Origin of the sequence: Geobacillus sp. (genome assembly GCF_017515625.1) — a bacterium.
Classification (GTDB): Bacteria; Bacillota; Bacilli; order Bacillales; family Anoxybacillaceae; genus Geobacillus; species Geobacillus stearothermophilus.
Genome location: NZ_JAFWFM010000066.1, coordinates 1 through 7,739, shown reverse-complemented (window position 1 = coordinate 7,739; position 7,739 = coordinate 1). Strand labels below are relative to the sequence as shown.

At 57.7% G+C, this 7,739-nt stretch carries 6 protein-coding genes and 1 pseudogene; all 7 read left to right on the top strand.

The genetic code is table 11. The features are described 5' to 3' along the window. Nucleotides 1-783, top strand: a 783-nt coding sequence (locus tag IKE44_RS04240) for a cobalt-precorrin-5B (C(1))-methyltransferase (protein WP_287465099.1), incomplete at its 5' end; no start/stop codon positions are given. Continuing rightward, entirely contained in the window at nucleotides 749-1,954 is a 1,206-nt protein-coding gene (locus IKE44_RS04235; RefSeq protein ID WP_049626334.1) for a bifunctional cobalt-precorrin-7 (C(5))-methyltransferase/cobalt-precorrin-6B (C(15))-methyltransferase, read from the top strand. The genes IKE44_RS04240 and IKE44_RS04235, both read left to right, overlap by 35 nt. Continuing rightward, entirely contained in the window at nucleotides 1,951-2,652 is a 702-nt protein-coding gene (gene cobI, locus IKE44_RS04230) for a precorrin-2 C(20)-methyltransferase (RefSeq protein ID WP_033016964.1), read from the top strand. The genes IKE44_RS04235 and cobI overlap by 4 nt, the downstream gene beginning before the upstream one ends. After that, entirely contained in the window at nucleotides 2,649-3,422 is a 774-nt protein-coding gene (gene cobM, locus IKE44_RS04225; protein ID WP_287465097.1) for a precorrin-4 C(11)-methyltransferase, read from the top strand. The genes cobI and cobM overlap by 4 nt, the downstream gene beginning before the upstream one ends. A gap of 1 nt (nucleotide 3,423) precedes the next feature. After that, nucleotides 3,424-4,609 (top strand): annotated as a pseudogene (locus tag IKE44_RS04220) (cobalt-precorrin 5A hydrolase). Further along, complete coding sequence (locus IKE44_RS04215; RefSeq protein ID WP_049624527.1) at nucleotides 4,555-5,919, top strand: cobyrinic acid a,c-diamide synthase CobB; 1,365 nt, start codon at nucleotides 4,555-4,557, stop codon at nucleotides 5,917-5,919. Before IKE44_RS04220 ends, IKE44_RS04215 begins: the two are co-directional and overlap by 55 nt. Further along, nucleotides 5,912-7,414, top strand: a complete 1,503-nt coding sequence (locus tag IKE44_RS04210) for a cobyric acid synthase (RefSeq protein ID WP_287465096.1) — start codon at nucleotides 5,912-5,914, stop codon at nucleotides 7,412-7,414. The genes IKE44_RS04215 and IKE44_RS04210 overlap by 8 nt, the downstream gene beginning before the upstream one ends. Nucleotides 7,415-7,739 lie beyond the last annotated feature (325 nt).

Here is a 7,739-nt window from a genome sequence, read left to right as displayed (position 1 = left end):
GTCGGGGAAGCCGCGATCAATCCAGTGCCGCGGCAAATGATCCGCGAAGCAGTCAACGAAGTATTGGCGCAATACGGTTTACATCGCGGGGTGAACGTTGTCATTTCTGTGCCCGGCGGCGAGGAAATCGCCAAAAAAACGTTGAATCCGAGGCTTGGCATTATGGGCGGCATTTCGATTTTAGGAACGCGCGGCATCGTCGTTCCGTTCTCGACCGCCGCCTACCGGGCGAGCATCGTACAGGCGCTTCAAGTGGCGAAAGCGAACGGCTGCCGCCATGTCGTGATCACGACCGGGGGGCGGAGCGAGAAATATGCCATGCAAGAGTATCCGCATTTGCCGGAAGAAGCATTTATTGAAATGGGTGATTTTGTCGGGTTTACGCTGAAGCAATGCAAACGGCTTGGCATCAAGATGGTGTCGATGGTCGGGATGATGGGGAAATTTTCGAAAGTCGCCCAAGGGGTGATGATGGTGCACTCGAAAAGCGCTCCGGTTGACTTCGGTTTTTTGGCGGCGCTCGCTGAGCAAGCCGGCGCCTCTTCCGCGCTGGTGGCCGCGGTGCGCGGCGCGAACACGGCGGCGCAAGTCGGCGACATGCTGCAAGAAGCCGGCTGCACGAAGTTTTTCGAACTGTTGTGTGAGGCGTGTTGCCGGGCAGCGCTCAACGAAGTCGGAGGCGGCTTGACGGTGGCGACGTCCATTTACACCTTGAACGGACAACGATTAGGAAAGGCGGTGCAAATTGATGGGGACGATGAAACTGATCGGCGTGGGAGCTGACGGGAAGGCAAGTCTTCCTGAGCTGTATCGGCGCTGGATTGATGAAAGCGAACTGCTTGTCGGCGGCGAGCGGCAGCTGGCGATGTTTCCTGAATACAAAGGAGAAACGATCGTCATCCGCCGCGGACTGGCGGAGCTGGTGGAGCGGCTTCGGCACGAGACGCGCCGTACTGTCGTGCTGGCGTCTGGCGATCCGCTCTTTTACGGCATCGGCAGCTATTTGGCCGGCAAATTGCCGATTGAGGTGTATCCGGCGGTCAGCTCGGTGCAATGGGCGTTTGCGAAAATGGGGGAGTCTTGGCAAGATGCCGCATTTGTAAGCGCCCATGGCCGCCCGCTCACCGGCCTCGTGCAACGGATCGACGGGCGGCGCAAAGTCGCCATCTTAACCGATGAGACGAACTCGCCGGCCGTCATCGCCCGCTATTTGCTCGAGTACGGCATGACGGAATATGAGGCGTTTGTCGGCGAGGAGCTCGGCGGCCCGAACGAGCGCTGCCGCTTGTTTTCGTTGGAAGAGATGGCGGAAGCCGAGTTTCTTCCATTAAATATAGTCATTTTGCGGCAGACAGCGCCAAGCCCGGTTTGGCCGTTCGGCATTGAGGATGACGAGTTTTTTCAGCGCAAGCCGGACAAAGGATTGATTACGAAAAAAGAAATCCGAGTTTTAAGTCTAAGCGCCTTGCGCTTGCGCCCGGACAGCGTCGTCTGGGATATTGGAACGTGCACCGGTTCGGTGGCGATTGAAGCGGCGAAAATCGCCCGCGACGGCGCCGTGTTTGCGATTGAAAAAAATGAACAAGATATCGAACTTTGCCGGCAAAACTTGCGCAAATTCCGCGTCGATATCACACTTGTGCACGGCAGGGCGCCCGATCGGCTCGACGAATTTGCCGACCCGGATGCCATCTTTATCGGCGGCACGTCAGGCGCGATGTCGCCGTTGTTGGACGTCTGTGCGAAACGGCTGAAGAAAAATGGACGCATTGTGATCAACGCGGCAACAGTTGAGACGCTTGCTGAAGCGGGCCGCGAGCTACGTAGCCGTGGATTTCATGTTGACATCACGCTCGCGCAAGTGTCGCGAAGCAAGCCCATTTTAGAGTTGACGCGCTTTGAGGCGCTCAATCCAGTGTATATCATGACAGCCAAGCGGGAGGGAGACGAATGACCGGCACGTTGTACGGCATCGGTGTTGGCCCGGGCGATCCAGAGCTCATGACGGTGAAAGCATACCGCCGCCTAAAAGAAGCGGATGTCATCGCTTATCCAAAAAAAGGGCGGCAAAGCAAAAGCTATGCCGAACAAATTATCGACGCGTATTTGGCGCCGGAGGAAAAACGCCGGCTTGGGCTTCATTTTCCGATGACAAAAGACGTGGCCGTGCTTGAACCAAAATGGAACGAAGCAGCCGACGCCATTTGGGCGGAACTGTCGGCTGGGCGCGATGTGGCGTTTGTCACCGAAGGCGATCCGCTGTTGTACAGCACGTTCATCCATTTGATGCATGTGATGGAGCGACGCTATCCAGACGCGCCGATCGAAGTCGTCCCCGGCGTCAGCTCGGCGAACGCCGCCGCCGCCCGGCTTCGCCTGCCGCTTGCGGACGGCGATGAAACCGTGGCGATCGTGCCCGCCCGCGACGATGTTGAGGCGATGAAAGCAGTGCTTCTTGAGCACGATTGCGTTGTCTTTTTTAAAGTGGCGAAAGTGATCGATTTGCTGGTTCGTCTGTTGCGGGAACTCGATTTGCTTCATCGCGCCGCTGTTGTGACGAAAGTGACGTCCGGCGAGGAAGTCGTGTGGAAGGTCGAGGAGCTCGACGGAGCGGAACTCGAATATTTGACATTGATGGTGGTGAGAAAGTGAAGCTGTATATCATCGGAGCGGGGCCGGGAGCGCCGGATTTGATCACCGTTCGAGGAGCGGAGCTGTTGGCCGCGGCGGACGACATTTTTTACACCGACTCGTTAGTGAGCGAAGAACTGATTGAGCGTTACCGGAAGCCGGAGGCAGAGGTGTTTCATACAGCCGGCATGCATTTGGAACAAATGGTGGCGATGATGGCCGACAAGGTGAGGCAAGGCCGGCTCGTCGTCCGCGTGCATACGGGTGATCCATCGATTTACGGGGCGATGCTCGAGCAAATCGCCTTATTGAAAGGAGAAGGAATTGAAGTCGAAATCGTCCCCGGTGTCAGTTCGGCGTTTGCGGCCGCGGCCTCGGTGCAGGCCGAGCTCACCGTCCCCGAATTGACGCAGACGGTCATTTTCACCCGCGCCGAGGGGCGGACGCCGGTGCCACCGCGTGAGAAATTGCAGGAGCTGGCCCAGCATCATTGCACCCTTGTCCTTTTTTTAAGCGCGACGCTTGCCAAAAAAGTAAGCGCGGCGCTCCTTGACGCGGACTGGAGCGGTGATACGCCGGTGGCGGTCGTCTATAAGGCGACATGGCCGGATGAAGTGGTGATTCGCTCCACGGTGGCGACATTGGCTGAGGATATGCGGCGCTATGGCGTGACGAAGCACGCCATCATCTTAGCCGGCTGGGCGCTCGATCCGCATATTCATGGACAAGGCTATCGGTCGAAGCTGTATGACCGGACGTTTACGCACGGATATCGAAAGGGGGAGGCGTAAGGTGGGGGCTGTTGCCATAAACAACGAAAGGAACGGCGTCTATGCGGTCGTGGCCATTACGAAACACGGGGTCGAGATCGCCCGCCGGCTCGGCGGCGCTCTAGTTGGAGCGGACGTGTATTATACGGAGAAATTCGCCCGCGGCGATGAAGCCGAGCACGGGATCCGCTTGTTTTCCGGCAACGTGAAGACGTTGCTGCCGGAGCTGTTCGCCCGCTACGACGGGCTCATTTGCATCATTTCGCTCGGCGCGGCCGTCCGGATGATCGCTCCATTGCTGAAAGATAAAAAGACCGATCCGGCGGTTGTCGTCATTGATGATAAAGGAGAACATGTCATCAGCGTATTATCCGGCCATTTAGGAGGCGCCAACGAACTGACGCGGCGTGTGGCCGCCATATTGGGCGCCCGCCCGGTCATTACGACCGCTTCCGATGTGCAGCAGACGATCGCTGTTGATCTATTCGGCCGCGAATTCGGCTGGGAATGGGAGTCGGATGACAACTTGACGCCGGTGAGCGCGGCTGTTGTCAATGAAGAACCGGTCGCCATTGTGCAAGAGTCAGGAGAACCAAATTGGTGGCCGGCGGGCCGCCCGCTGCCAAAAAAACATCATCGTGTACGGCTCGATCGCGGAGGCGCTGTCCGCTCGCCCGACGGCGGCGCTTGTGGTCACTCACCGGCTGCTTGCGCCGAAAGAAGAAGCGATTTTGCAAAACGGCGTCTTGTATCGCCCGAAAGTGATCGCCCTTGGCATCGGCTGCAACCGCGGCACATCGGCTGACGAAATCGAAGCGGTCATCCGCGAGACGCTCAATGAGCTGCGCTTTTCGCTCAAAAGCGTCAAAGCGGTGTGCACCATTGACTTGAAAAAGGATGAACAAGGCCTTTTGGAGGTAGTCAACAAATATCGATGGGAATTGGTTGCATATACGCCAGAAGAGCTGAACACGGTGCCGATCGAAGCGCCGTTGGAGACCGTGTTTCGCTACACCGGCGCCTACGGGGTGAGCGAGCCGGCGGCGAAATTGTACAGCGGGGCCGATCGAATGGCGCTCGTGAAAAAGAAATCGGGCAACGTGACGATTTCTGTGGCACTGATCGATCACAGACGCAGAAAGGAGAGCGAGCCATGCGACGGCTTGTCATCGCTGCGCCAGGAAGCGGAGCCGGCAAAACGACTGTAACGCTCGGCTTGATGGCGGCCATGAGGCAGCAAGGATATACGGTGCAAGGGTTTAAATGCGGCCCGGACTACATTGATCCGACGTACCATACGGCTGTGACCGGCCGGCCGGCGCGCAACTTGGACAGTTGGATGATGGGAAGCGAAGCGGTCAAAACGGTGCTCGCCAACGGTTGTCAAGGGGCTGATATCGCCATCATCGAGGGGGTGATGGGGCTGTTTGACGGGAAACAGCCGCTTTCTGACGAGGGGGCGACGGCTAAAATCGCCGTATTGACCGAAAGCCCGGTGCTGCTTGTCGTCGATTGTTCCGGCATGGCCCGCAGCGCCGCCGCCATCGTCCATGGGTTTCAAACGTTTCGCCCCGATGTGCGCCTCGCCGGCGTATTTGCCAACCGCGTCGGCAGCGAAGGGCATTTTCGGCTCGTCAAAGCGGCCATCGAGCAAACGTGCGGGGTGCCGGTCGTCGGGTTTCTCACGCAAGACGAAGCGTTGGCGCTACCAGAGCGCCATTTAGGGCTCGTGCCGTCGGTGGAGCGCGGCGAACTGGATTCGTTTTTTGCCAATCTGGGGAGAAAGGTGGCGCGCACGATCGATTGGGAGACGCTCCTTTCGATTGCAGAAGCGCCAGCCCTTTGTTCTCCGGCGCCGCTCATTCGCCCTTCGCGGCCGTATCGCGTGCGCGTGGCGGTTGCCAAAGATGCTGCCTTTCATTTTTACTATCCGGAGAATCTGGAGATGCTTTCTGCCTGTGGCGCGGAGCTTGTCTACTTTTCTCCGCTCGCCGGCGAGCCGCTTCCGGATGGGGTGAACGGATTGTATATCGGCGGCGGGTTTCCGGAAGAGTTTGCCGCCGAGCTCGCCAGGCAAGCCGCTGTCAAACAGTCGATCCGCGCCGCCATCGAACACGGGTTGCCGACGTTGGCCGAGTGCGGCGGGTTTATGTTTCTCACCGAACAGCTTGTTGCGACGGACGGTTCGGCCTATGAGATGGCGGGCGTCATCCCGGGGAAGGTCGTGATGAAGACGAAGCTCGCGGCGCTTGGCTACCGCGAAGTGCGCGGTCGAAATGGAAATTTTCTATTGCCGGAAGGAGAAACAGCGCGCGGCCATGAGTTTCACTACTCCGTTTATGAGCCGCGCGGTGAGACGCCGTTTGCCTACGAAACGAGCGGCCGGAAAGGAACGAAGCCTGACGGTTATTTGGCGCACCGGCTTTTCGCTGGCTATGTCCATTTTCATTTCGCGTCCGCCCCGGCGATGGTTGAGCGGTGGCTCGCCGAATGCGAGAAGGTGACCATCAATGGCTAAGGCGCTGCCGATTATGTTTCAAGGCACCCATTCTGATGCCGGCAAAAGCGTCATCGCCACTGCGTTTTGCCGCATGTTCGCCCAAGACGGCTGGAAGACGGCGCCGTTCAAGTCGCAAAACATGTCGTTAAACTCCTACGTGACGCCAGACGGAAACGAAATCGGACGGGCGCAAGGAATTCAGGCCGAAGCGGCCGGAGTGGCGGCGCGCGCTGAGATGAATCCGATTTTGATTAAGCCAAGCCGCGAGCATGAATCGCAAATCGTTGTGCTTGGCAAACCGTACGGCAATATGCAGGCGTTCGCTTACCGGAACGAGTTTTTCCACCAAGGGCTGGCCGTCATCCGTCAGTCGCTCGAAACGTTGATGAACGAGTATGACCGGATTGTCATTGAAGGAGCGGGAAGCCCGGCGGAAGTAAACTTAAACGACCGCGAGTTGGTCAACATGCGCATCGCCCGTCTCGCCAACGCCCCGGTCGTGTTGATCGGCGATATTGAGCGGGGCGGGGTGTTCGCGAGCCTCGTTGGAACGCTGTCGCTGCTTGAGCCTGAGGACCGAAAGCGGGTCATTGGGGTCATCATTAACAAGTTTCGCGGCGATGTGGCGCTGCTTAAGCCTGGGCTCGATTGGTTTGAGCAGCACACCGGCGTGCCGGTGCTTGGCGTCGTTCCATATTTGCCTGATTTGGCGATCGATGCGGAAGATTCGCTGTCGCTTGAGCGGTTTGCTTCATCTGTCGGGGGAGAGGAAGCGATTGATGTCGCTGTCATCCGCTGTCCGAAAATCGCCAATTTCACCGACATCGACCCGCTGCTGGCAGAACCGGACTGCCGCGTCCGGTTGGTGACGCACGTCGACGAGCTTGGAGCGCCGGATGTGATCGTGCTTCCCGGCAGCAAAAACACGATCGAAGACTTGATTTATATGAAGAAAAGAGGACTCGCTTCCCGCATTGTGTCGCTTGTCAATGAAGGAAAAGCGAGAGTCGTCGGCTTATGCGGCGGCTACCAAATGCTTGGCGTCGTCATCCGCGATCCGTATGGAGTCGAGACGCCGCTCCCCGAAGTAAAAGGACTTGGTTTGCTGCCGATTGAAACGACGCTTGAGCGGACGAAAATCACGATCCGTACGGAAGGGATGCTTACGTGGGCGGGCGAGCGGTTTTCGGTGCAAGGATACGAGATTCATATGGGCCGCTCGGCGCCGCTTCCTGGCTATGCGCCGCTTATTGAGGCGAACGGCCGCCATGAAGGGGCGAAGCACAGTGATGAGCGAGTGCTGGGCACGTACATGCACGATTTGTTTCATAACGATGCGTTCCGCACCGCGTTTTTCAACAACATTCGCCGCCAAAAAGGAATCGCTCCTTCTGGCGTCCGACTCTTTCGCTCGCTCAAAGAAAAGGCGTTCGACCGGCTTGCCGCTCATGTCCGCGAGCATGTCGACGTCGGACGGATCGAACAGATGATGCGTCAATTTCAGCGGCTGTGATCGATATGGAAAATGGTGGTGCGGAGGAACGGCCGATATGGCCCGCTTTTGCCGAGCGATTGGCTCGGTTTGGGGGCTGCGAATTCCTCTGTAAAGCGGGAGGTCTCCGGCCTTCCACTGCGCTAAAGCGTGACGGGGGAAAGCTGCTTTTTCGCCCCTCAATCATAGACCCTCAATCATAGACGAGAAAGGAGCATTCCCGTTAGGAGCTTTTCCGGGGACTTGATCAAAAAAAGCCCTCTTGGTATGATGCAGGGGTGTCAAACAATTACCATCATGCCAAGGAGGACTTCAGATGAATTGTACACAAAACTATAAAATTGAT

Coding starts and splice junctions, on each gene's coding strand:
- IKE44_RS04215 (WP_049624527.1), top strand. CDS start 4,555: ATGCGACGGCTTGTCATCGCTGCGCCAGGAAGCGGAGCCGGCAAAACG.
- IKE44_RS04235 (WP_049626334.1), top strand. CDS start 749: ATGGGGACGATGAAACTGATCGGCGTGGGAGCTGACGGGAAGGCAAGT.
- cobI (WP_033016964.1), top strand. CDS start 1,951: ATGACCGGCACGTTGTACGGCATCGGTGTTGGCCCGGGCGATCCAGAG.
- IKE44_RS04210 (WP_287465096.1), top strand. CDS start 5,912: ATGGCTAAGGCGCTGCCGATTATGTTTCAAGGCACCCATTCTGATGCC.